We start from the raw sequence: 23,819 nt of genomic DNA, 5'->3' as shown, positions 1-23,819 counted from the left end.
GGCCCGTGCCCGACGGGTCCGGGAGCGGGGACCCTCGGCCCCGTCCGCACGTCCTGGTTTTCCGGACGTGCGCTCCGGGCCTTCGTGACCCCGGGGGCGACACCCGAGGGCGCGGGGGAACGGGTGCCGACCGGGGCCTCTCGGAGTCCCGTTCCGCGCACGACCGCGCCCGGAGCCTCACGGGGCCGGGCGCGGTCGTGCGCTCCGGGTCAGTCGACGGTGCGGTACCGGCCCGCCCGGCGGACCAGGGCCGCCCCGGTGCCCGTCGTTTTGGGCAGGGAGACGACCTCGGCGAAGAAGACGGTGTGGTCGCCGACCACCACCTGTCGGCGCACCGCGCACTCGAACGCCGCCAGCGCCTCGTCCAGGACGATCGCCCGGGTGCGCGCGCCCCGGTGGTGCGCCTGGCCCGACACCAGCAGCCGGGCGCTGGGCCGCCCCTCGGCGGAGAAGCGGCCCGCCAACGCCCGTTGGTCGCCGCCGAGCACGCTCACCGCGAACGCGCCGACCTCCTCGATCACCTCGGCCATGTACCCCTCGGAGTCCACGCTCACCGAGATCACGGGCGGGTCGGCGGAGACCGACCCGAAGGCGCTCACCGTCGCCCCGATGTCGTCCCTGCCGTCGGCGACGGTCACCACCGTGACCCCGGCGGGCAGTGCCCCCATCGCCTCCAGGTACGGTCCGGTCGCCACCGGGTCGTCCACCTCGTCGTCCCCTCGTTCGGTGTCGGCGGCCATCGCGGTCGCCGACGTCGATCATCCCGCACACCCGATCCGGGGCGTGTCACCCGTGCGCGCCCTCCCGTCGTCCTCGGGCGGCCCGCGGTGCCCTCCCGCCCCGGGTGCGATCCGCTGCCGACGGCGTCCCGGCGGGCGGGGACGCGGACCGCGCCCTACCGGACGCGACCGGGGTCGGGCATGGTGAGCGGGCCCCCCTCGGGCAGTCCCAGGACGGCGGCGACGTGCCGCAGCGGACCCCAGGCGCTCAGTGAGCTCTGCGGCTGGGCGGCTGCCGGGTCCTCGCTGGACTCGTGCTGGCGCAGCCGGTCCAGCGGGTGCTGACGGGGGAAGGGGCGCAGCGGCAGGGCCCGGCCGCCGACCTTCTCCCGGGCGATGCGCACCGCCGTCTCCAGCCCGCCCAGGGCGTCGACCAGACCGCGTTCGCGGGCGTCCCGGCCGGTCCACACACGTCCTCGGGCCACCTCGTGGACCTCGTCGCGGGTCATGTTCCGGGCGGCGCCGACCTTGGCGGTGAAGTCGTCGTAGACCTGGTCCAGCAGCGCGTTGACCCGCTCCCACTCCGACTCGGTGAAGGCCCGGTCGGAACCGAACATCCCGGCGTGCTCGCCGGTGCCCACCGTTTCGCTGGTGATGCCGTACCGCTCCAGCAGCGGTCCCAGGACCGGTTTGCCGACGATGACGCCGATCGATCCGGTCAGGGTGCCCGGCTGGGCCACGATCGCGTCCGACCCCAGTGTCACGTAGTAGCCGCCGGAACCGGCGAAGTCGCCCATCGTCGTCACCACCGGGATGCCGGCCTCACGGGTCAACTGGGATTCGCGGCGGATCGCGTCGGACGCGGTGGGGGAACCGCCCCGGCTGTCCACCCGGAACACCACGGCCTTGACGTGCGGGTCGCGGCGGGCGGCGCGGAACGCCGCCGCCACCGTGTCCGAACCCATGACCGTGCCGCCGCCCAGCGGAGAGCGCCGGGTGCGGCCCAGGCTGATGGTCCCGGTGGCGGTGATCAGCGCGATGTGGTCGGCGTCGCCGACCGGGCGCGGGCGCTGCGCCGGTGTGTGCTTGCGGTGGTAGCGGGAGACGAACTGGAGGCGCGGTTCGGCGTCGGCGTCCCCCCGGACCCGCGCCAACAGGTCGGAGTAGATCTCGTCGCGGTAGGCCAGCCGGTCCACCAGCCCGTGTTCGAGGGCCTCCGAGGCGAGGAACGGCCCCTGGGAGACGAGGGCGCGCACCCGCTCCTCCGAGAGGGGGCGGGCCTGGGCGATCCCCTCGACGATCTGGTCGCCGAGGGAGGTGACGATCCGGTCGGTGGCCTCGCGGTGGGCGTCGGTGAACCCGGTCTCGGTGACCCCGTTGAGCGCGTTCTTGTACTCGTGCCGTTTGCCGACCTCGTAGTCCAGGCCGAGCCGGTCCAGGGCGCCCTTGACGAAGGTGCTCTTGATCATGAGGCCGGTCAGCCCCAACAGCCCCGTGGGGGCCATGGCGACCTCGGAGAACGCGCACGCCAGGTAGTAGGGAAGGTTGCCGTCGCCCGTCTCGCCGAAGGAATCGGCCCAGGCCACGGCGGGTCGTCCGGTGGATCGGAAGTCGGCGACGCACGCGCGCAGTTCCTGGACCTTGGCGAAGCCCAGGGACCGGGTGTCGACCCGGACCAGGAGGGCGGCGACCTCGGGGTCGCGGGCGCCGCGGCGGATCCCCTCCACCACGTCGAGGTAGTGCTGTCGGCGACGGTTGAAGAGTTGACCGATGGGGTCCCCGGGGGCCTCGTCGGCGACCCCCTCGGTCAAATCCAGTTCCAGTACGAGGGGACCGGTCCGGCGGGGCCCGAACCGGTCGAGGGACAAGGGTTGCGTGATCTTCGCGAGGTCCACCATGGCCCCAGGGTAGTCGCCGGGGGCCGACCGGGTCGGGTGTCGCGGGCCGCCTGTGGACGATGTCGGGAACGTGCGGCTCGTACCCGTGCGGACCGGGTTGTCGGGGCTCCCTTCCGGTGGCGCTAAGGTCGACTGTGTTCTGACCATCGGGACGCACGGTCGAGAGGGACGAGGCATGGCGGGCATCCACGGGCGAGGTCATCGGGCACGCGGTGCGCGCGCCACGGGAGCGGCGATCGCGGCCGTCTCCCTCCTGTTGCTGACGGCCTGCGCCGGGGACCCCGAGGACGAGGGCGGCGACGCCGGTCTTCGGATGGGGGCCGACGGTGTGGTGCCCGGTGTGGAGCCGCCCGGCCCGGAGGGGTTCACCACCGAGAAGGTCGACGGCGTCGCGATCGACGTCCCCGAAGGATGGGCGGTGCAGAACCAGGACGGCACCCTGTGCGCCAGTCCGCCCGGGCAGGACCCCTGTGCCTACGGGTCGATCCAGCTCACCCCCAAGGCCGCGGAGAAGAACCCGGACGACTGGCCCAAGAAGGGCGACGCCCACTCCAAGGACGACGGCTGGGCCGACGACACGGGCAGCTGCCGCAGCCTCAACTCCGCCGCCTCGGGCGGTATCGGCGTCTCCGAGGCGGAGCTGAAGGTCTCCGACTTCACCGAGCACGCCGACACCCTGAAGTCCCACCACTCCGTGTGGCAGGTGACCTGCGCCAACGACGAGGCCTTCGAGGTGCGCATGTGGTTCCTGCCGGTCAGCGACGTGCTGTTGTACGTGTGGTCGGCCGACTCCCAGTACAGCGCGGTCTACGACGAAATCGCCCGCTCGATGGACACCACCGAGTACCGCGGCTGAGCCGAGGAGCGCGACGTGTCGGCCCGTTCGGGTGTCCACACGGTGGCCTGAGGCCGTAGGGTCGTAGTCGTCATCGTCGCGATGCGGTGACGGTGGTTTCAGGCGACGCGTGAATCGGGGTGCAGCACTGGTGACCGGCATCGGAGCGGCGGGACAGTTGGTTCAGTACACGCTGGAGAACGGGATGCGTCTGGTGACCGCGCCCGCCTCCACCGGTCAGGTGGCCGCCGTGAACCTGTGGTACGGGGTCGGTTCCCGCCATGAGGTGCCCGGCCGTACCGGGTTCGCGCACCTCTTCGAGCACCTGATGTTCCAGGGCAGCGGCAACGTGGCCAAGGGCGAGCACTTCGAGGAGATCGAGCGGCTGGGCGGTGACATCAACGCCTCCACTTCGAGCGACCGCACCAACTACTACGAGACGGTGCCCGTCCACGCCCTCGACCGGATCCTGTGGTTGGAGGCCGACCGGCTGGCCACCCTGCGCGAGGGCATGACCCAGGAGGTGCTGGACAACCAGCGCGACGTGGTCAAGAACGAGCGCCGCCAGCGGTACGACAACCAGCCCTACGGGACCGCGCTGGAGCGCATCCTGCGCCTGGCCTACCCCGAGGGGCACCCCTACCATCACCCCACCATCGGCTCCATGGCCGATCTGGACGCCGCCGACCTGGACTACGTCAAGTCGTTCCACAAGGTCCACTACGGCCCGGACAACTGCGTGATCACCGTGGTCAGCGACCTCGACCCGGAGGACGTCCGCAACCGGGTGGAGAAGTTCTTCGGCCACATCCCGGCGCGCGGGGATATCCCCGAGGCCCCCGACGCCACCCTGTACGCGCCGCTGGGCGGACCGCTCCGCGACCGGGTCGTCGAGACGGTCCCGGCCGCCGGGGTGTTCCTGTGCTACCGGGCGCCGTCCTACGGCGAGCGCGGGTTCGACGTCGCCCACCTGCTCTCGGCCGTGCTGGGGCAGGGGCAGGGCAGCCGCCTGTACCGGTCGCTGGTCGTGGACCGGCCGATCGCCGCCGACGACGGCGGGGCCGCCGCCGACGTCCTGCCGTTCCGGTACACCGACAGCCTGCTGCTGGTGAACATGCTCGCCCGCGAGAACGTCGACGGCGACACCCTGGAGGCGGAGATCCTCGCGGAGGTCGCCCGGCTGGCCGAGGGCGTCACCGAGGACGAACTCGACCGGGCGCGCGCCGTCCTGGAGCGGGACCACCTGCAATCCATCTCCGGGCCCGCGGGGCTGGCCGACTCCATCAGCTCCTGCACCCAGCTGTTCGACGATCCCGAGCTGGCGCTGACCTGGCCGACCCGTTGGGCGGACATCACGGCCGAGGAGGTGCGCGCCGCCGCCGAACGGCTGCTCGTCGACGAGAACATGCTCGTCGTCCGATTCGACCCGCGCGGTGAGGACGCCGCCGAGACGCCGGAGGTCGAGGCCCGGGCCACCGCCTCCGACGACGCCTGAGTCCCGAGCAACCACAGAAAGAGTCGCAGAGCATGTCGCAGAACCGCCCGGACCTCGGTACTCCGGCGTCCTACACCTTTCCCCGGCCTCAGCGGATCACCGTCGGCGGCGGTACGGTCGTCGCGATCGACGTCCCCGGCCAGTACCTGGTCTCCGTTCGCCTGGTGCACCCCTACGGCGGAGCGGTGGAACCGCTCGACGCCATGGGTGTCGGCGCCCTGACCAGCGAGGTGCTGGAGGACGGCCCCGACGGCAACAGCTCCCTGGCGCCCGCGCTGGAACGGCACGGCGCCGAATGGGTGTCCCGGGTCAACTGGGACGGGTTCATCACCGGCCTCGACGTCCCCGTGGGCCGCCTGGGCGAGGCCGTTCGGCTCTTCGCCGACGCGGTGCGCCGGCCCGCGCTGAACCCCGACGACATCGTCCGCCGCCGCGACCAGTTGCTGGAGCGCTTCTGGTTGGAGGCCGCCACCGCCGGCACCCTGGCCATGCGCAGCCTCGGCGGGCAGCTGTTCACCGGCCGTTACGCCACGCCGCTGGCCGGCGGCCCGGTCCGGTTGGCCGACGTCTCCCCCGAGACCGTCGCGTCCTTCCACTCCGACACCCTGGCCTCCGTCGCCGGCACCCTCGTCGTGGTCGGCGACCTGAGCGGGGTCGACCTGACGGACCTGGGCAAGACCGTGTTCGGGGACACCGCGCCCACGCCCGAGCGCGTCATCACCGCGCCGGCCCCGCCGCCCGGGCCCCTGCCCCGCGTCCTCATCGTGGACCGCCCCGGTTCGGTGCAGTCGGCCCTGGTCATCGCGCACCGGGCGCCGTCGCGTTCGCAGGTCGACCTGCCGCGTGCCGAGGGCATCGGCGAGGTGCTGGGCGGCATGTTCGGCTCCCGGCTCAACCTGGAGCTGCGCGAGCGCCTGGGGTACACCTACGGTGCCGGCGCGCGGTTCGACCTGCGTCGCGACAGCGGGGTGTTCTTCATGTCCACGCAGGTCGAGGCGGACACCACCGCCCACTCCATCACCTCCTCCCTGGAGCAGGTGGCGAAGCTGCGCGAGTCGGGGGTCACCGAGGAGGAGCTGGTCGCGGTCCGCGAGTCCAACACGATCGGGCTGCCGGTGTCCTACTCCACCGCCCGCGCGATGGCCGGGTCACTGGTCGACATGGTCGTCCACGACCTGCCCGACGATCACGTCGACCGGGTCCGGGCCGGGTACGAGCGGCTCACCAAGGAGGCGTTGGACTCGGCCGCGGTGGAGTACCTGCGCCCGGAGGAGGCCGTGGTCATCGTCGTCGGCGACGCCGAGCGGTTGGGTTCTCCGCTCACCGACATCGGGGTCGGCCCGGTCGAGGTGCGCACCCCCGATGAACTCTGGGTGTGAAACCCGGGACCACTGTGAACCGATGTGCGCGCGGAGGCGTCTCATCCGCACGTGGACCCCTCCTTGTCGAGAACGGGTCGAGGAGGGGTCATCGGCGCATGTGTTCGCTCTCGTTGGACATAACGAAAGCGAACCTATGTGTCGGTGTTATGGCAACGGCCGGTAGGGCGCCCGTGTCCTGCTGGTATAACGATTGATCCGTGCACCTACGTGGTGACAGCGACCGCAATGCTCCGCAGGAGGCCACCATGGCCGGTGAATGGACCCGTGGATAACCGTGTCCTCCCTAGACAACCCCCACACGCAGCGTCCCGAGCCGGCGCCGGATCCCGCGCGCCCGGAGGAGGCCGCCGTGGCCGCCCCCGCGCCTGAGGGGCGTCTGCTGAAGGGGCGCTACCAGTTGCTCGCGGAGATCGCCAGGGGCGGTGTGGGCACCATCTGGCGCGCCGTCGACCTGGTGATCGACCGTGAGGTCGCGGTCAAGGAACTGCGTCTGCCCGAGTCCCTGAGCCGGTCCGACCGCGAGTCCCTGCTCCAGCGGACCACCCGCGAGGCCCGTGTGGCCGGACGGCTGAGCCACCCCAGCCTCATCACGGTGCTCGACGTCGTGGACGAGGACGGGCGACCGTGGATCGTCATGGAGCTGCTGGAGGCCTCCACCCTGGAGGAGATCATCGATGTGGGCGGCCCGCTGCCCTATCAGCGGGTGGCCGAGATCGGGCTCCAGCTCATCGACGCGCTCAAGGTCGCGCACAGCGAGGGCATCGTCCACCGCGACGTCAAGCCGGGCAACGTGATGATCACCAGGAGCGGTCGCGTGGTGCTCACCGACTTCGGTCTGGCGGCCTGGAACGGCGAGTCGGCGCTCAGCGAGTCCGGCCGGATCGTCGGTTCCCCCGCGTACCTGTCGCCGGAGCGGGCCAAGGCCGGTCCGGTCGGCCCGGAGTCGGACCTGTGGTCCCTGGGCGCGACCCTGTACGCGGCGGTGGAGGGGTACCCGCCCTACGACCGCAAGGGCTACATCAAGATCCTGCGCCAGGAGCCGTTGGACGAGCCCGCGATGGCCGGTAAGGCCGGCCCGTTGGCGCCGGCGCTGGCCGGGCTGCTCAAAGTGGAGCCCGGGGAGCGGCTGACCGCGGAGAACGCCACCAAGATGCTGCGCATCGCGGCGCTGGCCCCGTGGAGCGGCGAGGACGCCCGCAAGGGCGGGGAGCCCGCCGAGGGGACCGCGGAGCAGGACGGGGAGGACCCGACCGCGGTGCCGGAGCCGCGCGAGTCGGCCAAGGAGCACTTCAAGGCGGGCGGCCGGATGCTGGCCGAGAACATCAGTGACCGGTTGCGCAACAGCCCGGAGGCGATGAGCGCGTTCGTGGCCTCGCTGCGCGAGTCCACCGACACCCTGGGACTCACCAACCCCGGTCGACACGCCGGGAAGAGCGGCGCGGGCGCGCCCGTCCGTGTCCTCGCGGTCGCGTTGGGCGTGCTGGTGCTGCTGGCGATCGTCCTGTGGGCGCTGCTGGGCCGCTGACCGGTCCTCCGAGGGCGGGAGAGGTGCGGGCCAGGGTCCGCGGTGATGGCCGGATCGAACGGATCGGATCATCCGTGGCCGGGGGCGGGGGTGGTCCCCGGGTGGCGAGGCGATCCGGTGGGGCGGCCGGAGGCCGTCGAACGGGATCGCCCCATCGTCGAGTGGACCCTGCGCAAGCCAACTACAACCCGCGAGGCGAAGCCTCGCATCGGGGGTCTGGGGGTCGCCCTCCAGAGGAAACGACGGAACGACCCGGCGAGCGCGTTCACGCGCGAGCAGGGTCGTTCCGGAGTGGAGTGGGGCCGGCGGGACTCGAACCCGCACTGTACAGCACCTAAAGCTGGCGTCTCCTGCCAATTGGACTACGGCCCCCGGGCGTGCCCGTGGGGACAACTGTACCGGGATCGGGAGGGCGTGGTCCGCCGGGCCGGGGGGCTCGGACGGTGCTCCTCCTCGATCCCGGTGGGCGGATCAGACGCCCAGTTCCTTCTTGATCCGGTCGACGTGCCCGGTGGCCTTCACGTTGTAGAAGGCCTTGACGACCTTGCCGTCGGCGCCGACGATGACCGTGGAGCGGATGACGCCCTGGACGAGCCGGCCGTAGTTCTTCTTCTCGCCGAAGGCGCCGTAGGCGCGCAGGGTCTCCTTGTCGGGGTCGCCGACCAGGGTGAAGGTCAACCCCTCCTTGTCACGGAACTTCGCGAGCTTGTCGGTGGTGTCGGGGGACACGCCGATGACGGTGAAGCCCGCGGAGTCGAACTCGCGGATGTTGTCGCGGAAGTCGCAGGCCTGGGTGGTGCAGCCGGGGGTCATCGCGGCGGGGTAGAAGTACAGCACCACGCTCTTGTCGGTCCGCGTCAGGACCTCGCCGAGGGTGACGGGCTTGCCGTCGGCGTCCTCCAGGGTGAAGTCGGGGGCCTGGTCGCCGGGTTCGAGCCGGATCGGGTCGCTCACGTGGGATTCCTCTCTGTGCCGGGATGCCGGGACGGGCCCGGTCGCTCTCGTCTCCACACTAACGACCCCGTGGGCGAGGGGCGGTGGTGTCCCGTGGTTCGGTTGCGATTCCGGTTCGGTTCATCCGCTGCGGGATCGACCGCCGGTTCGATCACCTATTGTTGACCGCACTTCATGATTGGTCGGTTGGGAGTCTCGGCACCGATGCCTGCATTCACGCTCGACGAGGTCAAGGCCCGTACGCTCAAGGAGCGCGACTCCTGGTGGACGGTCTATCTCGTGGACCCGATCGCGGTCCGTCTCGTGCGACCGGTCGCCAACCGGACATCGATCACCCCGAACCAGTTGACGGTGGTGGCCCTCTTCCTGGGGTTGGGCGCGGCCGTGTGCTTCGCCCTGGGCTACCGGCAGTTCCTGCTGCTCGGCGCGGTGTTGTACTTCCTGTCCTTCCTGGTCGACTGCATGGACGGCAAGCTGGCCCGGCTGACCGGCACGGAGACGGTGTTCGGCGCCTGGGTGGACTACGTGTCCGACCGGTTCCGGGTGCTGGTCGCGGTGGTGGCCCTCATGGGCGGCCAGTACGTGGTGGCCGAGGAGGCCGACCCGGGTGCCGACCCGGTGTGGTTCGTGTGGTTGGCGTTGGCCGTGGTGTTCCTGGACATGCTGCGCTATCTCAACGCGCTCCAGGTGTACAAGGTGCGCCGGGAGATGCGCTCGCACCTGGCCGCCGCGTTGGAGCGGGCACGGGCGACCCTGTCGATGCTCGGCCCGGAGGGGGACGACACCGCGGCGGCGACCGGCGCGGGCGGTCGGACCATGAGCGATGGCGGCGAGCAGGCGGTCCTCAGGCACGGCATCGCGGTCCTCGAAGGGATACTGCGGACCCAGACCGAACGGGAGAACCGCAACCGGCGCACGGCCGGCAAGCAGCCGGACCTGACCCTGCCCAAGGTGGACCTGCATCAGGAGTTCCGTACCCGTTTCCCCTGGTACCAGCGGTTCTGGTCGTCGCTCAACGCGCGCCGTGTGCGCACGCACCTGGTCGGCGGCATCGAGTTCCAGATGGCGGTCTTCGTGGTGGCGCCGGTGGCGGTGGCGGTGACGGGCCTTCCGTCCCTTATCGGCTGGATCACCGCCGTGGCGGGTGTTTTGCTCCTCGCCTTCGAACTCGCCATCATCTATAAACTGTGGTTGTCCACGCGGGACTTCTTCCGCGTGGTCGACGGAATCGACGGCGCGCTGAGATTCTCCGGTCCGTCCGACGGCGCGGAGGACGAGGGTCGGGACACCGGCTCGGACACGGGATCTCATACGACTCTGCGTTAGTGAGAGAGGCAGCCCAGATGGCGGCAGGCGACACCGAACCGCGCCGGACTCCGGCCGATATCGAGGCCGAGATCAACCGCGAGCAGCGACGGCTCGCCGAGACCATCGACGAGTTGGTGGTGCAGGCCAAGCCCGCGAACATCGCACGGCGACAGATCAACCGGGTCAAGGAGAAGGGCGGACGGCTGGTCGACGAGGCCCGCGCCCTGGTCATCGGTGGTGGCGCGGTACGGGTGGAGAGCCACCTCGTCGAGCCTCGGGAGGGCAGCATCCTCCTCAAGGGCGACGACGAGGTCGTGACCACCTACCAGTCCCGCGGACGGCTCCCCCCCGAAGCGATGATCCTCGCGGTGGGTGTGGGCGCGGTCATCGCGGTGGGCGTGGTGGCCCTGATCGTGCGCCGCAGGCGCGCATAGTCCCATGTCGAAGGGCCCGTGCTCGCGCACGGGCCCTTCGGTCGTGTCCGGGGGTCAGAGGAAGGTCCTGCCCTCACCCCGGTAGGTGGGGACGGCGCGTACGTAGGTGCCGGTGTCGGAGTCGATGAGGTGCAGGGTGTCGAAGCGTTCGCACAGTTCGCCCGCCTTGGTGTGACGCATCCACACCCGGTCGCCGATCTCCAGGGTGTCGGCGACGGCGCCCAGCAGTGGGGTCTGGACCTCGCCGGCGCCCTCGTTGGCGCTGTAGGCCAGGCCGGCGGGCAGGTGGGGGAGGGGCAGGCGGAGCGCGTCGGCGGGCCCCGAGGCGAGGTAGCCGCCGCCCAGGGCGGTGACCGCGCCGCGGGCGGGACGGCGCACGACGGGCAGCGCGAACAGCGCGGCCGGGCGGCCCTCGAACGACCGGTAGTGGTCGAACAGGTGGGGGTGGTAGAGCCCCGAGCCGGCGCCGAGTTCGGTGACGGCCTTCTCCCGGCCGGTGGTGTGCAGGCTGCCGGTGCCTCCGCCGTTGACGAAGCGCACCGGGGCGACCTCGCGCACGGCGCGCACGATGGCGGCCCGGCGTTTGGCGAGTTCGACGGCGGAGCGGTGCTGGACGGTGCGCAGCAGGCGACCGTAGAGGGGGCGGCCGGCGGGGGCGTCGCCGACGCCGGCGATCTGGGCCTCATAGGCCATGATCCCGTCGAGTCGCAGTTCGGGGCGGCGGACGACGGCGCGGGCCAGGTCGGCGGCCTGGGCGGGGGTGCGCACGGGGGAGCGCAGGCTGCCCACGCGCATCCGGGGGCCGAAGGGCTGCCAGCTCGTGTCGATGTCCAGGCACACCCGGACGGGGGGCGCGTCGGAGGGGCGGGCCCCCTCGTGTTCGGCGGCGGTGACGGCCCGGGAGATCAGGTCGAGGTGGGCGGTGTCGTCCACCATGAGGGTGATGACGCGGGCCGCCGCGGGGTCGGCGGCCAGGCGGACCAGGGCGTCGAGGTCGGCGGTGGGGTAGGCGACGAGGATGTCGCGGCCGAGGGGACCGCCGGGGTCGTCCTGGGCGAGCCAGAGCGCCTCGGGCAGGGTGAAGGCCATGACGCCTTCGTAGCCGGGCGTTTCCAGCGCGGTGCGCAGCAGTGCGCGGCAGCGCACGGACTTGCTGGCGACCCGGATGGGTCGGCCGTGCGCGCGGCGGGTGAGGGCGGCCGCGTTGGCGCGGAAGGCGGCCAGGTCGACCATGGCGAAGGGGGCTTGGAGTTCGCGCGTCGCGGCCTCGTACTTCTCACGCAGGCTTGTCATGACTCCGAGCATGCCAGAACATGAATACTTTTCATATTCCCTGGCCGGAATCGGATGACCGCCGACGGGTTCCGGAACCCGCGGTGCGCACGGAACGGGTGTGAACTGCGACCGGTCTCGGTCGGAGCCGCCCACGACCGACACCCGGTGGATATCCTGGGACGTCACGGCCGCACGGCCGGTCCGACCCCAGAAACGGTTGTCTTCCCATGAGCGAGCGCGAGTACATCCTGACGCTGTCGTGCCCCGACAGCCGCGGCATCGTCGCGGCGGTGGCCAATCTGCTGTCCGACCACGGTTGCAACATCACCGAGAGCCAGCAGTACGGAGACCACTACACCGGCCGCTTCTTCCTGCGCATGCAGTTCGTGGCCGAGCAGGGCGGGCACGGGGTCGTCGGGGAGGACGCCCTGCGCGGTGCCTTCGCCGCGCTGGCCGGGGACTTCGGCCATGGCGACGCGTTCGTGGAGTGGACGCTCAGCCCGCGCGACGTGCGCCCGCGCATGCTCGTGATGGTGTCCAAGTTCGGACACTGCCTCAACGACCTGCTCTACCGTCACCGCAGCGGCCTGCTCGACATCGACATCGCCGCGGTCGTCTCCAACCACCCCGACCTGGAGTTCCTGGCCGACTCCTACGGGGTGGACTTCCACCACCTGCCGGTGACCCCGCAGAGCAAGGGGGAGCAGGAGGCCCGGCTGCTCGAACTGGTCGGCTCCTACGACGTGGACCTGGTGGTGCTGGCCCGCTACATGCAGGTCCTGTCCGAGAAGCTGTGCGCCAAGATGTCGGGCCGGATCATCAACATCCACCACTCCTTCCTGCCGAGCTTCAAGGGCGCCCGGCCCTACCACCAGGCGCACTCGCGGGGCGTGAAGCTCATCGGGGCCACCGCCCACTACGTCACCGCCGACCTCGACGAGGGGCCCATCATCGAGCAGGAGGTGTCCCGGGTCGACCACACGCACAGCCCCGAACAGCTCACGGCGATCGGTCGGGACCTGGAGTCGGTGGCGCTGGCGCGCGCGGTCAACTGGCACGCGCAGCGTCGGGTCCTCCTCAACGGGGACAAGACCGTCGTCTTCGGGTGAGTCGACCCGCGTCGATTTTCGGACGAACCAGGGGCGCCTTCGGGCGCCCCTTCGTTTTCTGTCCGGGGCAGGGTTTCGAGGCGGGTTTGGGGCAGGGATGGGGATGTCATTACCTATTCTGACCTGCAACACCTTACTCCATGTGCCTTGTCGACTACTCACAGTGTGTATATGGTGTGAACTAGTTCGAAACCCGTTCGGTCGCTCAGCGGAGTGATCCACGGGTTTCGGTCCGTAATCCCCGGGGTGGGATCCCCCGGGTGGGGAGGCGTGTACGCACATGGGCAAGAACTTCGACGACGTCGCCGGCAAGGCCAAGGAGGCCTACGGCAAGGCGACCGGTGACCGCTCGGTCCAGGCCGAGGGCAAGATCGACCAGGCCAAGGCCGACGCCAAGGACACCGCCGACAAGGCCAAGGAGAAGGCCGAGGGGTTCAAGGAGAAGGCCGAAGAGGTCATCGAGAACGCCGGCGAGAAGATCAAGGACGTCTTCAAGCGCTGACGTCGCTCATACGACCGGAGCCCGGGACACGGGCTCATCTGCACACTGCGTAGGGGGACCAGTGTCGGACACCAGGACCGAGACCAGGGTGCCGGGGGCCCGTGAGGCGAACCGGACCGGGGACGCGTCGAACGAGGGCGGCCACACCCAGATCGCCGACGGGGTCGTCGCCAAGATCGCCGGCATGGCCGCGCGTGAGATCGGCGGCGTGTACGCGATGGGCGGCGGGGCGGCCCGTGCCATGGGCGTGGTGAGGGACGCCATGACCGGCGGCGGGGACGCCTCGTCGGCGGCGCGCGGAGTCTCCGTGGAGGTCGGTGAACGGCAGGCCGCCGTCGACATCGACCTCGTCGTGGAGTACGGGACCGCCATCCAGGACCTCGCCGCGGCCGTGCGCCGCAACGTCACCAACGCCATCGAGAGGATGGCCGGTCTCGAAGTCACCGAGATCAACATCAGGGTGGGCGACATCCACCTGCCCGATGACGACGACGGCCAAGACGCAGAGGCCGACTCCGCACCTCGGGTCCAGTAGTGATGAACGGCGTCGACGACCCCGGAACGATCGCCCGGCGGGTGGCCGAGGCGGCTCTGCGCTCACCGGACGTGGTGAGGCTGTCCAGCGGGGGCTTCGGGACGTTGTCCACCTCCGTGCCCGGGGGGCGGATCCGAGGGGTGGCGGTGCGCTCCGACACCGTCGAGGTCGGCGTCGTGGTCCACTTCGGGCGCCCGCTGCCGGAGATCGCGACCGAGCTCCGGCGAGGGCTCGCACCGCTGGCCGGCGGCCGCGTCGTCCACATCTCAGTGGAGGACGTGGTCGTCGGCGCCGCGGGCACCCGGCCGCATACGAGATGAGCGCTGGACACAAGGAAGGGGGAGGCCATGTGGCCCATAGTCGGACTGTCCTACGGGACGGTACTGGGGTTGGCCGGCGCGTTCGGCGGATTCACGGCGTTCGCACTCGTACTGGTCCTCGGCCTGGCCGGATTCGTCGGGGGCCGGGCGATGGAGGGTGACATCGACCTGAGCGAGATGTTCTCGCGCCGTTCGGCCTGAAAGGGGTGAGCGTGCCCGGAACACGGACTCAGGACGTTCCCCGACAAAGGGAACGGTCGGAGGGGCCCGGGAGACACGTCCGTTCCGAGGTCGCGCACGGCCCCGGGGGGCGCACGGACATCGCGAGCGCGGTCATAGAGAAGACCGCCGCCCGGGCCGTGGGCGAGGTCGAGGGGGCCCGCGCGACGCGCGGGCGGTCGGTGCGCGCCCGCGTGAGCGGGGACGTCGTCCTGCTGCGCCTGCGGATCGCCGTGGACTACCCCGAACCCGTCCGAAGGATCGCCGCGCTCGTCCGTTCCCGGGTCCGGGACCGGGTCGAGCACACCACTGGCAAACAGGTCCACCACATCGACATCGAGATCGCCGAAACGGTGCGCTGATCGCGCCGTTCCACCGCTCCACGACCACGGGTCGGGAAGGTCCGCCCTTTCCGACCCTGTCGGGGGCCGCCGCGCTAGGAGTTGTGATGACCACCGTGGAAGAGGTGCTCGGCCGTCCCGACCAAGGGGTCGACCGGGCGGCCAGAAGAGTGGCCGTCCACACGTTCCGCCCCCGTCGTTCATGGCCCGCGGTGATCACGGGGTTCGTGATCCTCGTCGTCGCCGTCGTCGCTGCCGCCGAGGTCATCGCGGCGTTGGCGGGCAGCCCGCTGGGGCTCTTCCCGGTCGACCGCGCGACCGGGTACGCGCAGACCACCACCTGGTCGCAGCCGTCCGTGCAGATCGCCTCGGCGCTGGTGGCCGTGATCGGGCTCGTCCTGATCGTCGCCGCTCTCGCCCCGGGACGCGGTCACTGGACGGCGCTGCGCACCGACGACCCCGCGCTGGTGGTGGGGATGACCCGCAGCGCGCTGCGCCGCGCGGTGACCGCCGCCGCCCACGACGTCAGCGGGGTCGACCACGTCGGGGTGCACGTGCGCGGCAGCCGTATCCGGGTGCACGTGCGCACCGGGCTGCGGGAGTCGCCGGGGCTGCCGGCGGAGGTGACCGCCGCCGTGGAACGGCGGCTGGAGGAATTGGCGCCCCTGCGAAGCATGCGGATCGCCACCCACGTCCGTTACGCGGAGGGATGACCATGGCACGGGACAGGGCGCGCCGATCGGCCCGGGGCAACCGGCAGGGACTGCTGCTGGTGGGGATCGTGCTGTTGGCCGGAGGCGCCGTGGCGTTCGCCGCCGGACGGGGACTGTTCGGAGCGCGGGTGGCGGAGGGGAGCCTGCTCGACGACGGGGCCATGGCGGTCCTGGGGAGCCCGTGGGCCCCTTACGTGGCGGTGGCGGTCGCCTTCGTGGCCGCGTTCCTGGCACTGCGCTGGCTGATGGTGCAGGGCCTCAACGACACGGTCGGCCGGCTGGTCCTGGAACGGGGCGAGGAGGGGCGCGTCGAGATGTCCGAGAGCGTGGCGCGCGGAGCCCTGGAGCAGGAGGTCGCCGACTACCCCGGGGTGCGCCGGGCCCGGGCCCGCCTCACCGAGTCGGCCGACGAGCCGCACCTGCGCCTGTCCCTGACCCTGGAGGACGACGCCGACGTCACCGGGGTGTGGCGCCGGGTGCGCTCCGACGCGCTGGCCAACCTGCGCCGATCCCTGGAACTGGAACGGATCCCGGCGGTGGTGCGGATGTCCATGACCGCACCGGCCAAGAACCCCCGGCGCAGTCTCGCCTGACCTGACCTGACCTGCGCCCGCCCCGAGGTCGGGGCGGGTCGTACCGGGGAATGTCGGGGGCGTTCGTTACCTTCGTCACATGACGAAACAGCTGATCGTGAACCTCCCCGTGGCCTCCCTGGAGGCCTCCCGCGCCTTCTTCGGCGGGCTCGGGTTCGAGTTCGACCCGGACTTCTCCGACGAGAACGGCACCTCGATGCTCGTCAACGGGGACGCCTTCGTACTGCTGCTCGCCAGGCCCTTCTTCGCCGGATTCTCACCCGGCGGGGTGGCCGACCCCGCCGGGGGCGCGGAGACGATCGTCAGCATCGGAGTGGAGTCGCGCGAGGAGGTCGACCGGATGGTCGACGCGGCCATCGCCGGCGGCGCCACCGTCCACGACAAGGGCGCCGTCGACGACGGCTCCATGTACTCGCGCAGTTTCGCCGACCTGGACGGCCACCTCTGGGAGATCCTCCACATGGACGCGTCCGCGACGCCCTGAGGTCGTCGACCGCGTTCCGCGCGAGGCGATCCGACGGTTCCCGCGCTCCGGGGGAGTGGGCCCGGGCCCGCCGGAGGGCACCGGGAAGCCGTCGCCCGTCCGCCCGGGGTCCCGCGAACCTCCCCGGCGGACTGTCGTCCGTCCGGCTCCGGTCAGCACTCGATGACGTTGGCGGCGAGGCCGCCGCGGCCGGTCTCCTTGTACTTGTCGTGCATGTCGCGGCCGGTGTCCCGGATGGCCTTGATGACCTTGTCCAGCGATACGGATCCACAACCTCTCCCGGCGTTCGGGCATCCTCGGGTATTCTGGCGGTGGGTCGTACCTTGAAAGGGGGCGAGCATGTCGGTACTCGGTATCGAGTTCACGGAGGCGGAGGCGGAGCAGATCCGTCAGATCGCCGCCGCTGAGAAGCGGCCACCGCAGGAATTGGTCCAGGAGATGCGGGAGAGCATGCTCGCCGAGATCCGCCGCCGCCGTTTCCTGGCTGCCGCACGGCGCGTCACCACCCTCTCGGCCGAGCTCAACGAGAGGCTCGCCAAGTAGGTGGAGGACGTCTTCTACCTGGACTCGGCGATGGTCATCGACATCACCACCATGGCTCTGGCCCAAGAGGACCAGGGCGCTGCCGTGGTCCGTGACCACGGGCTCCTTGAGAGCGCCGTCCACCGCCCGAAGGGGTCTTCGTTCGGGGACGAGCACTACCCGGACATCTTCGAGAAGGCCGCCGCGTTGATGCACTCCCTGGCCAGGAACCACGTGTTCCTGGACGGCAACAAGCGAGCCGCGTGGAACTCCACGGCCGTCTTCCTCGAAGTGAACGGAAGGCCCCTGGCGGACCCTGTCGACGTGGACCGCGCCGAGCGCTTCGTCCTCGACGTCGCTACGGGAGGGCTCGACGACATCGAGGACATCGCGGCGGCTCTGCGCACGTTCCACGCGGCGTCCTGAACCGCCGGGTGCGTCAGCACTCGATGACGTTGACGGCGAGGCCGCCGCGCGAGGTCTCCTTGTACTTGTCGTGCATGTCGCGGCCGGTGTCCCGCATGGTCTTGATGACCTTGTCCGGTGCAACGGTTGACGACATGCCGCCGTACTGCCTCGGAGAGGGCGGAAAATCCTCAGCCGGGGTCTACTCCCTCGGGGGGTGGGTGTCATGTGTTGGTTGTTGAAGCGTGCATTCGACCGGAGAACAGCATGGGGGCCAGAGCGTCGTGCAGTTCGCTCGTGGTCCGGCTGATTTCGGCGTGCAGGTGGGCCTTTTCGTCCAGGGCTTCGAGGGACGCTCCGATCTCCTGCTGAACGTGCAGGGGAGGTAGCGCCGTAGGGAGCGATCGCAGTGTGTCCATCGTGAGCGACCTGACCGTGCTTCCAGAGGCGTGTCTGTCGATCCAGTGCTGGACTGTGGGCAGGGTCAGATAGTGCACCAGGTACACGGGGTCCACGCGTTCGGACGGGCGCACACGAAGCAGTTGGGTGCTGTACAGCCAGTCCTGTTGATCCGGGGTGACCCGGGCGAATCTGCCGAGTGTTCCGGTTCGGGTGCCGACGATATCGCCCGAGCGGAGCCGGTAGCGGTGGAGTCGTCCAGCCGTCGTGCGGGTGACGTGGGCCAGGCCGGTATCCGACACTCGCCGGTCGGCGATGTCGCCGGGTCTGACCAGCGGGGTTCCCTGTTTGCCGAGCTCCCGGGAGGGCAGGCTCGCGCCGGAGGGGCCTGCCTGGATCTCGCAGACCTCGTCCAGCCGATGCTCGCTCCAAGCGTCGGGTAGCGGGCCGATCAGCGAATCCATTTCCGTGCCTCCTGGAGCACCTGACTGGTTCTGGCATCGACGTAGGGAATCTGTGCCTCCAGAGAGTCCAGGCATCGGATGAGTGACGTGAGCATTTCCGCTTGCTCTGCCTGGCTCGTCTGCGGTGCACGTCCGGTTACATAGATCGATGGGCGAAGTGAATAATTTTTATCGCGTATCTCCTGAATCGTTGCGACGTAACTGATACTCGACGCTTCACTCTCGGAGTCATCTCGCTCCCCGTTGCGCCATCCGTTGTAAGCGTGTTGGACGAGTGCGATGTCCTCTTCTCGGAGAGTTCGGATCGTACGCGAGGTCATACGGCCGAGTCCGCCGGCGTCGATGAAGAGGATCTCCTCGCACCTGCCTGTCGGAGCTTTCAGTATCCACAGGGTCACGGGGATGGCGGTGTGCTGGAAGAGCCGGCCGGGGAGGGTGATGAGACACTCCACGGCACCGTCCTCGACCATGTTCGCCCTGATCGCGGCCTCCTTGGCGTTGGCCGAGCTTGATGCGCCGTTGGCCATCACCACACCCGCCCTACCGTTCGGGGAAAGGCGGTCGATCACGTGCTGGAGCCAGCGGAAGTTCGCGTTCTCCTTCGGTGGTTCTCCGTAGCGGAAGCTCTCGCGGGTGGAGTCTCCGGGCGCGCTGCTCAGGTTGAACGGCGGATTGGCCAGGACAAGATCTGCGGTGTCGTGTGCGGCGTCGCGGTCCCAGGGGAATCCGGGGCGGTGGCCGAACTCGGCCTCGATGCCGTGCAGCAGCATGTTCATACCGGCGATACCGAAGGCCAGCTCGTTGAAAGTGGTACCGCTGACACGGGGGATCCGCGTCGGGTCGGTTTCCGTTTGTGCTCGTACGGCCTCAGTCAGGAACTCACCCGTCCGACAGAAGGGGTCGTACACACTGTCGAAAGGATTGTCGGATGTGAGGAGGTCCACCATCATGCGCACCACTGACTCCGGGGTGCGCAGATCCGAGTGGTGGGAGAGCCGGTCTCTTTCGAGGAAGGAGAGAGCGCTGTTGAAGGCGGTCAACAGGATGTCCTGCTCCTGGCCTTGGGTGTCGATCGTGTCGACTCCGCGAACCGCCGTGGTGAAGGCGTCAGCCCTCAGTCCTTGGAGGGAACCGGGGACGAAAGGGGGGAGGTGGTCGCAGAAGTCGGCCGCGAACACGGACCCGTCAACGGTGCCGTGACCGGTCCGTTCCCGTAGAAGGCCCCACTGGTCAGCATGTGAGGAACGGAGGAAGACGAGTACCGCGACGAGGAGGGCGGACTCGGTCGGGGCGCACAAACCCCGGAGGTCGTCCAGCAAACGGAAGACGGTGCCGTCGACGCCGTCTCTGTCGACCGGGGATCGGTGTCTGGGCGCTGACGTCGCTCCCGGGGTGTCGGCCGCCACTGTGGCCCGCACACGATCGGCGTAGGTGGCACCGACTGATTCGTGCGGGTGACGGGCGTTGACCGGGATGGCACGTGTGGACAGCCATTCGATCACCTGGTCGAGGTCGAACAGATTGCCTTCTTCGTCCGCCGGTTCGGGGAAGCCAGCCTCCCGCTTGCCCCAGTTGGTCACTGCTGCGCGGCTGACCTCGGCGTATCGGGCGAGTTGTGCCCGCGATACGAGTCTCGGTTCGTTCTGGTCCACAACGGTCTCCCTCAGAAACTCGGTGGAAGGTCACCCCTGCACATCTGTTCCTTGACCAGGAGCACCTCGGGCACCCTGTCCATGGGCTTGATCCCGGTTGCGGCCTCGGGGTTGATGTAGGACAGCACCTGGTAGAGCTTGGCGTGATCCGCCTCCAGATGGCGGTGGTGGATCGGCTCGCAGTGCATGATGCGGTTGCGCAGCAGGCGCAGGGAATAGAGCTGGTCCTGGAGGTCACGGCGCGGGCCCCGGTAGCCGGGAAACGCGCGGTGGAGTGCGGGGACCCAGAGGGTCCGGTCGTACCTGCGGGCGATCAGCGAGGTCCAGAAACCGAGGGACAGTTCGGCGACGATGTCGTCCGGGGTGGCCGCACGGCGGAAGCGGGACTGCGCTTGGTGGACGAGGCGCTGCCCCTCGTTGTCCAGCGGCGCCCTGTTCCACCAGTCCTCCTGCCTGAAGTGGGTGCCCAGGCGGTTGTGGACGGAGTTACGCAAGGCTAGTTCGAACGTGTGCAAAGGGCCCAAGAAGGCAGCTGAGACCATGGTGTTCCAGTAGTACAGGTTGACGGCCCTGGCCGGGTCGCCCTGACTGTGTCGCAGATAGGGCGTCAAGCGCGGGGAGGAGTACACGGAGTTCATCCACTCCGGGAAGCCAGTGCTCACGACAACCTTCGATCTACCTCGGGTCGGGCCACAGAGGATAGGGGGCGACAGATCGGGTACCATGAGAGTCGTACGCCCCGGGTTCGCCTCTGCATCGCATGCCACCCGGGGCACGGCTTTTTCCGGGGCAGGGTTGCACGCACCGCCCGGGTGGGTTCACCGAAAGCGCGATCGCGTGGACCATCCTGCAAATGAAAAGGTACACACGGCGATCGTGTTGGTCAAGCGCACTCCAGTGCGCGATTGTTGTTAACGTCTATCCGTGCGGTGTGGCTCTCGTCAATAGGTGCAGAGCGGGGATCCTCAGCACTCGATGACGTTGACGGCGAGGCCGCCGCGCGAGGTCTCCTTGTACTTGTCGTGCATGTCGCGGCCGGTGTCCCGCATGGTCTTGATGACCTTGTCCAGCGACACGAAGTGGCTGCCGTCGCCGCGCAGGGCGATGCGGGCCGCGCTGATGGCCTTGACCGAAGCCAGGGCGTTGCGCTCGATGCACGGCACCTGCACCAGACCGCCGATGGGGTCGCAGGTCAGCCCCAGGTTGTGCTCCATGGCGATCTCCGCGGCGTTCTCCACCTGGGCCGGGGTGCCGCCCAGCACCTCCGCCAGACCGGCCGCCGCCATGGACGACGCCGAGCCGACCTCGCCCTGACAGCCCACCTCGGCGCCGGAGATCGACGCGTTCTGCTTGAACAGGATGCCGATCGCCGCCGCGGTCAGCAGGAAGCGGACCACACCCTCGTCCCCCGCGCCCGGACTGAAGTGCGTGTAGTAGTGCAGCACCGACGGGACGATCCCGGCCGCGCCGTTGGTGGGCGCGGTCACCACCCGGCCGCCCGCTGCGTTCTCCTCGTTGACCGCCAGCGCGTAGAGGGTGATCCAGTCGCTGCCGCGCATCGGGTCCGGATCGGCGGCGGTCGGGGCGAGCAGTCCCGAGGCGTCGCAGTTCCCGCCGAGCTGCCGGTACAGCCGGTGTGCCCGGCGCGGTACCCGAAGGCCGCCGGGCAGCGTGCCCTCGGTCGTCACCCCGCGCCGCACGCACTGGCGCATGACCGACCAGATCTCCAGGAGTTCGTCGGTGATCTGCGCGTTCGTGCGGCCGAAGGCGCGTTCGTTGGCGAGCATGATCGCGCTGATCGACATGCCCGTCTCCGCGCACAGCCCCAGGAGCTCCTCGGCGCTGTCGAACGGGTGCGGGAGCACGGTGTCGTCGGGTTTGATCCGGTCGGAACCGGCGGCCCGTTCGTCCACGACGAACCCGCCGCCCACGGAGTAGTACACCTTGGCGGCCAGGTCGGCGCCGGTGGAGTCCCGGGCGATGAACCGCATCCCGTTGGGGTGGTCGGGCAGGCTCTCCTTGCGGCGGAAGTCCACGTCCACGGCCGGGTCGAAGCCCACCCGGGGCCCGTCCGGGCCGCCCAGGGCCATGGAGCGTTCCCCGCGGACCCTCTCGACGAGCGCGGGCACCGCCTCCACGTCCACCCCCTCGGGGGTGTGGCCGAGCAGGCCGAGGATCACGGCGGTGTCGCTGCCGTGGCCCTTGCCGGTCAGGGCGAGCGATCCGTACAGTTCCGCGCGCACGTGCGCCACGTCGCCCAGGAGTCCGTCCTCGCGCAGTCGGGTGACGAACGTGCGCGCGGCCTTCATCGGGCCGACGGTGTGCGAACTGGACGGTCCGATACCGATCTTGAACAGGTCGAACACGCTGATGGCCAAGGGTCTGTCCTCCTCGTTGAGCACAGGGGCCGTACCTGCCGGACGAACGCCGTGCGGGGCCGGCGGCCCCGCACGGCGGGGCCCTACAGGTTGGGGTAGAGCGGGTACTTCTCGGTCAGCGCCCGAACCCGGGCGCGCAGCGACGCGGCGTCGAACTCCGGCTTGAGCGCCTCGGCGATGACGTCGGCGACCTCGGCGAAGTCCTCGTCACCGAAACCGCGCGTGGCCAGCGCCGGGGTGCCGATCCGCAGACCCGAGGTGACCATCGGCGGTCGCGGGTCGTTGGGCACCGCGTTGCGGTTGACCGTGATGCCGATGGAGTGCAGCCGGTCCTCGGCCTCCTGGCCGTTGAGCTCGGAGTTCACCAGGTCCACCAGCACCAGGTGCACATCCGTCCCCCCGGAGGCCACCTTGACGCCGACCTCGGCGGCGTCCGGGCGGGTCAGACGCTCGGCGAGCAGCCTGGCGCCGGACACGGTGCGACGCTGACGGTCGGCGAACTCCTCGCCCGCCGCCACCTTCAGCGCCACGGCCTTGGCCGCGATCACGTGCTCCAGCGGGCCGCCCTGCATGCCGGGGAACACCGCGGAGTTGATCTTCTTGGCCAGCTCGGCCTTGGTGAGGATCAGGCCGCCGCGCGGACCGCCCAGGGTCTTGTGCGTGGTGGTGGTGACCACGTCGGCGAACGGCACCGGGTTGGGGTGCAGGCCCGCGGCGACCAGACCGGCGAAGTGCGCCATGTCGACCATGAGCAGTGCCCCGATGGAGTCGGCGATCTCCCGGAACCGGGCGAAGTCCAACCGGCGCGGGTACGCCGACCAGCCGGCGATGATCATCTTCGGCTGGTGCTCCTTGGCTAGGGCGGCGACCTCGTCGTAGTCGACGGTGCCGTCCTCGTCGCGCACGTGGTAGGCCACGGCGTTGAGGACCTTGCCGGAGTAGTTGATCCGCATCCCGTGGGTCAGGTGGCCGCCGTGGGCCAGGTCCAGACCGAGGATGGTGTCGCCCGGCTTGAGCAGGGCGAAGTACACGGCCGTGTTGGCCTGGGCGCCCGAGTGCGGCTGCACGTTGGCGTGCTCGGCGCCGAACAGGTCCTTGGCCCGGTCGATGGCGAGCTGCTCGATCACGTCGACGTGCTCGCAGCCGCCGTAGTAGCGGCGGCCCGGGTAGCCCTCGGCGTACTTGTTGGTCAGGACGGTGCCCTGCGCTTCGAGGACGGCCTGCGGAGCGAAGTTCTCCGAGGCGATCATCTCAAGGGTGTCGCGCTGGCGGGCCAGCTCCGCGTCGACCGCGGCCGATACTTCCGGGTCGAGTTCGCTCAGGCTCTTGTTGAGCGTGTTGTCGGTGGCCATCGGGGG

The 23,819-nt window shown here is 70.0% G+C and carries 26 protein-coding genes, 1 tRNA gene and 2 pseudogenes; 17 read left to right on the top strand and 12 right to left on the bottom strand.

From position 1 onward, the window contains the following. Positions 1-209: 209 nt before the first annotated feature. Complete coding sequence (locus RM479_RS22110; protein ID WP_311513673.1) at positions 210-740, bottom strand: flavin reductase family protein; 531 nt, start codon at positions 738-740, stop codon at positions 210-212. 155 nt (positions 741-895) lie between these two features. Then, entirely contained in the window at positions 896-2,617 is a 1,722-nt protein-coding gene (sppA, locus tag RM479_RS22105) for a signal peptide peptidase SppA (RefSeq protein ID WP_311513672.1), read from the bottom strand. A gap of 175 nt (positions 2,618-2,792) precedes the next feature. Between sppA and RM479_RS22100 the strand changes: the two genes are divergently transcribed. From RM479_RS22100 to RM479_RS22085, 4 genes are all read left to right on the top strand, one after another. Next, on the top strand, positions 2,793-3,473 hold the full coding sequence (locus RM479_RS22100) for a hypothetical protein (RefSeq protein ID WP_311513671.1): 681 nt from the start codon (positions 2,793-2,795) through the stop codon (positions 3,471-3,473). A 130-nt stretch (positions 3,474-3,603) separates the two neighbouring features. Next, a complete protein-coding gene (locus tag RM479_RS22095; protein ID WP_311513670.1) occupies positions 3,604-4,947 on the top strand; it encodes a M16 family metallopeptidase in 1,344 nt (447 codons plus the stop codon). A 32-nt stretch (positions 4,948-4,979) separates the two neighbouring features. Continuing rightward, the gene (locus RM479_RS22090) at positions 4,980-6,326 is read left to right on the top strand and encodes a M16 family metallopeptidase (RefSeq protein ID WP_311513669.1); all 1,347 of its coding nucleotides are present in this window, start codon (positions 4,980-4,982) and stop codon (positions 6,324-6,326) included. A 259-nt stretch (positions 6,327-6,585) separates the two neighbouring features. Beyond that, positions 6,586-7,854, top strand: coding sequence for a serine/threonine-protein kinase (locus tag RM479_RS22085; RefSeq protein WP_397222848.1), 1,269 nt, complete (start codon positions 6,586-6,588; stop codon positions 7,852-7,854). A 297-nt stretch (positions 7,855-8,151) separates the two neighbouring features. Here RM479_RS22085 and RM479_RS22080 read toward each other — a convergent pair. Both RM479_RS22080 and bcp read right to left on the bottom strand, forming a co-directional pair. After that, positions 8,152-8,226 (bottom strand) — tRNA-Leu (locus tag RM479_RS22080). Positions 8,227-8,325: 99 nt separating this feature from the next. After that, entirely contained in the window at positions 8,326-8,808 is a 483-nt protein-coding gene (bcp, locus tag RM479_RS22075) for a thioredoxin-dependent thiol peroxidase (RefSeq protein WP_311513667.1), read from the bottom strand. Between the two features lie 204 nt (positions 8,809-9,012). Between bcp and RM479_RS22070 the strand changes: the two genes are divergently transcribed. Both RM479_RS22070 and RM479_RS22065 read left to right on the top strand, forming a co-directional pair. Continuing rightward, a complete protein-coding gene (locus RM479_RS22070) occupies positions 9,013-10,134 on the top strand; it encodes a CDP-alcohol phosphatidyltransferase family protein (RefSeq protein WP_311513666.1) in 1,122 nt (373 codons plus the stop codon). A gap of 17 nt (positions 10,135-10,151) precedes the next feature. Further along, positions 10,152-10,550, top strand: coding sequence for a DUF3618 domain-containing protein (locus RM479_RS22065; protein WP_311513691.1), 399 nt, complete (start codon positions 10,152-10,154; stop codon positions 10,548-10,550). 54 nt (positions 10,551-10,604) lie between these two features. Here the strand turns inward: RM479_RS22065 and RM479_RS22060 are convergent, their stop codons facing one another. Then, complete coding sequence (locus RM479_RS22060) at positions 10,605-11,843, bottom strand: alanine racemase (protein ID WP_311513665.1); 1,239 nt, start codon at positions 11,841-11,843, stop codon at positions 10,605-10,607. A gap of 209 nt (positions 11,844-12,052) precedes the next feature. Here RM479_RS22060 and purU point away from each other — a divergent pair, with 209 nt between their 5' ends. The 9 genes from purU (at position 12,053) to RM479_RS22015 (ending at position 16,641) form a co-directional block, all read left to right on the top strand. Further along, positions 12,053-12,934 (top strand): formyltetrahydrofolate deformylase, encoded by an 882-nt coding sequence (purU, locus tag RM479_RS22055; RefSeq protein ID WP_311513664.1) that lies wholly within the window; start codon positions 12,053-12,055, stop codon positions 12,932-12,934. A gap of 280 nt (positions 12,935-13,214) precedes the next feature. Further along, positions 13,215-13,436 (top strand): CsbD family protein, encoded by a 222-nt coding sequence (locus RM479_RS22050; RefSeq protein ID WP_311513663.1) that lies wholly within the window; start codon positions 13,215-13,217, stop codon positions 13,434-13,436. 61 nt (positions 13,437-13,497) lie between these two features. Further along, a complete protein-coding gene (locus RM479_RS22045) occupies positions 13,498-13,971 on the top strand; it encodes an Asp23/Gls24 family envelope stress response protein (RefSeq protein ID WP_311513662.1) in 474 nt (157 codons plus the stop codon). 2 nt (positions 13,972-13,973) lie between these two features. Beyond that, positions 13,974-14,291 carry an Asp23/Gls24 family envelope stress response protein gene (locus RM479_RS22040; protein ID WP_311513661.1) on the top strand — a complete coding sequence of 106 codons (318 nt, stop codon included), beginning with the start codon at positions 13,974-13,976 and terminating at the stop codon, positions 14,289-14,291. A gap of 27 nt (positions 14,292-14,318) precedes the next feature. Continuing rightward, positions 14,319-14,492 carry a hypothetical protein gene (locus tag RM479_RS22035; protein ID WP_274807376.1) on the top strand — a complete coding sequence of 58 codons (174 nt, stop codon included), beginning with the start codon at positions 14,319-14,321 and terminating at the stop codon, positions 14,490-14,492. 11 nt (positions 14,493-14,503) lie between these two features. Further along, positions 14,504-14,872 (top strand): Asp23/Gls24 family envelope stress response protein, encoded by a 369-nt coding sequence (locus RM479_RS22030; RefSeq protein WP_311513660.1) that lies wholly within the window; start codon positions 14,504-14,506, stop codon positions 14,870-14,872. A gap of 86 nt (positions 14,873-14,958) precedes the next feature. Next, a complete protein-coding gene (locus tag RM479_RS22025) occupies positions 14,959-15,564 on the top strand; it encodes a DUF6286 domain-containing protein (RefSeq protein WP_274807378.1) in 606 nt (201 codons plus the stop codon). A gap of 2 nt (positions 15,565-15,566) precedes the next feature. Beyond that, on the top strand, positions 15,567-16,157 hold the full coding sequence (locus RM479_RS22020) for an Asp23/Gls24 family envelope stress response protein (protein WP_311513659.1): 591 nt from the start codon (positions 15,567-15,569) through the stop codon (positions 16,155-16,157). 79 nt (positions 16,158-16,236) lie between these two features. After that, on the top strand, positions 16,237-16,641 hold the full coding sequence (locus RM479_RS22015) for a VOC family protein (RefSeq protein WP_311513658.1): 405 nt from the start codon (positions 16,237-16,239) through the stop codon (positions 16,639-16,641). A 152-nt stretch (positions 16,642-16,793) separates the two neighbouring features. Here RM479_RS22015 and RM479_RS22010 read toward each other — a convergent pair. After that, positions 16,794-16,919 (bottom strand): annotated as a pseudogene (locus RM479_RS22010) (L-serine ammonia-lyase, iron-sulfur-dependent, subunit alpha); the annotation flags it as partial. Positions 16,920-16,980: 61 nt separating this feature from the next. On the opposite strand from RM479_RS22010, the gene RM479_RS22005 reads away from it, so the two are divergent. Together RM479_RS22005 and RM479_RS22000 are read left to right on the top strand one after the other, a co-directional pair. Beyond that, positions 16,981-17,184 (top strand): hypothetical protein, encoded by a 204-nt coding sequence (locus RM479_RS22005; protein WP_311513656.1) that lies wholly within the window; start codon positions 16,981-16,983, stop codon positions 17,182-17,184. Then, positions 17,185-17,589, top strand: coding sequence for a type II toxin-antitoxin system death-on-curing family toxin (locus RM479_RS22000; protein ID WP_311513655.1), 405 nt, complete (start codon positions 17,185-17,187; stop codon positions 17,587-17,589). A 13-nt stretch (positions 17,590-17,602) separates the two neighbouring features. On the opposite strand, the pseudogene RM479_RS21995 reads toward RM479_RS22000, so the two are convergent. The 6 genes and pseudogenes from RM479_RS21995 to RM479_RS21970 form a co-directional block, all read right to left on the bottom strand. Then, positions 17,603-17,713 (bottom strand): annotated as a pseudogene (locus RM479_RS21995) (L-serine ammonia-lyase, iron-sulfur-dependent, subunit alpha); the annotation flags it as partial. Between the two features lie 79 nt (positions 17,714-17,792). Further along, positions 17,793-18,431, bottom strand: a complete 639-nt coding sequence (locus tag RM479_RS21990) for a restriction endonuclease subunit S (protein ID WP_311513653.1) — start codon at positions 18,429-18,431, stop codon at positions 17,793-17,795. Beyond that, entirely contained in the window at positions 18,419-20,083 is a 1,665-nt protein-coding gene (locus tag RM479_RS21985; protein ID WP_311513652.1) for an N-6 DNA methylase, read from the bottom strand. The genes RM479_RS21990 and RM479_RS21985 overlap by 13 nt, the downstream gene beginning before the upstream one ends. Positions 20,084-20,094: 11 nt before the next feature. Beyond that, a complete protein-coding gene (locus RM479_RS21980; RefSeq protein ID WP_311513651.1) occupies positions 20,095-20,745 on the bottom strand; it encodes a hypothetical protein in 651 nt (216 codons plus the stop codon). A 303-nt stretch (positions 20,746-21,048) separates the two neighbouring features. Continuing rightward, positions 21,049-22,461, bottom strand: a complete 1,413-nt coding sequence (locus RM479_RS21975) for an L-serine ammonia-lyase (protein ID WP_311513650.1) — start codon at positions 22,459-22,461, stop codon at positions 21,049-21,051. A gap of 83 nt (positions 22,462-22,544) precedes the next feature. After that, a complete protein-coding gene (locus tag RM479_RS21970) occupies positions 22,545-23,813 on the bottom strand; it encodes a serine hydroxymethyltransferase (protein WP_274807385.1) in 1,269 nt (422 codons plus the stop codon). Positions 23,814-23,819 lie beyond the last annotated feature (6 nt).

This window comes from Nocardiopsis lambiniae, assembly GCF_031845465.1.
Classification (GTDB): Bacteria; Actinomycetota; Actinomycetes; order Streptosporangiales; family Streptosporangiaceae; genus Nocardiopsis; species Nocardiopsis lambiniae.
Note: the sequence above shows the minus strand (reverse complement) of the source record. Positions and strands in the feature narration are given on the sequence as shown.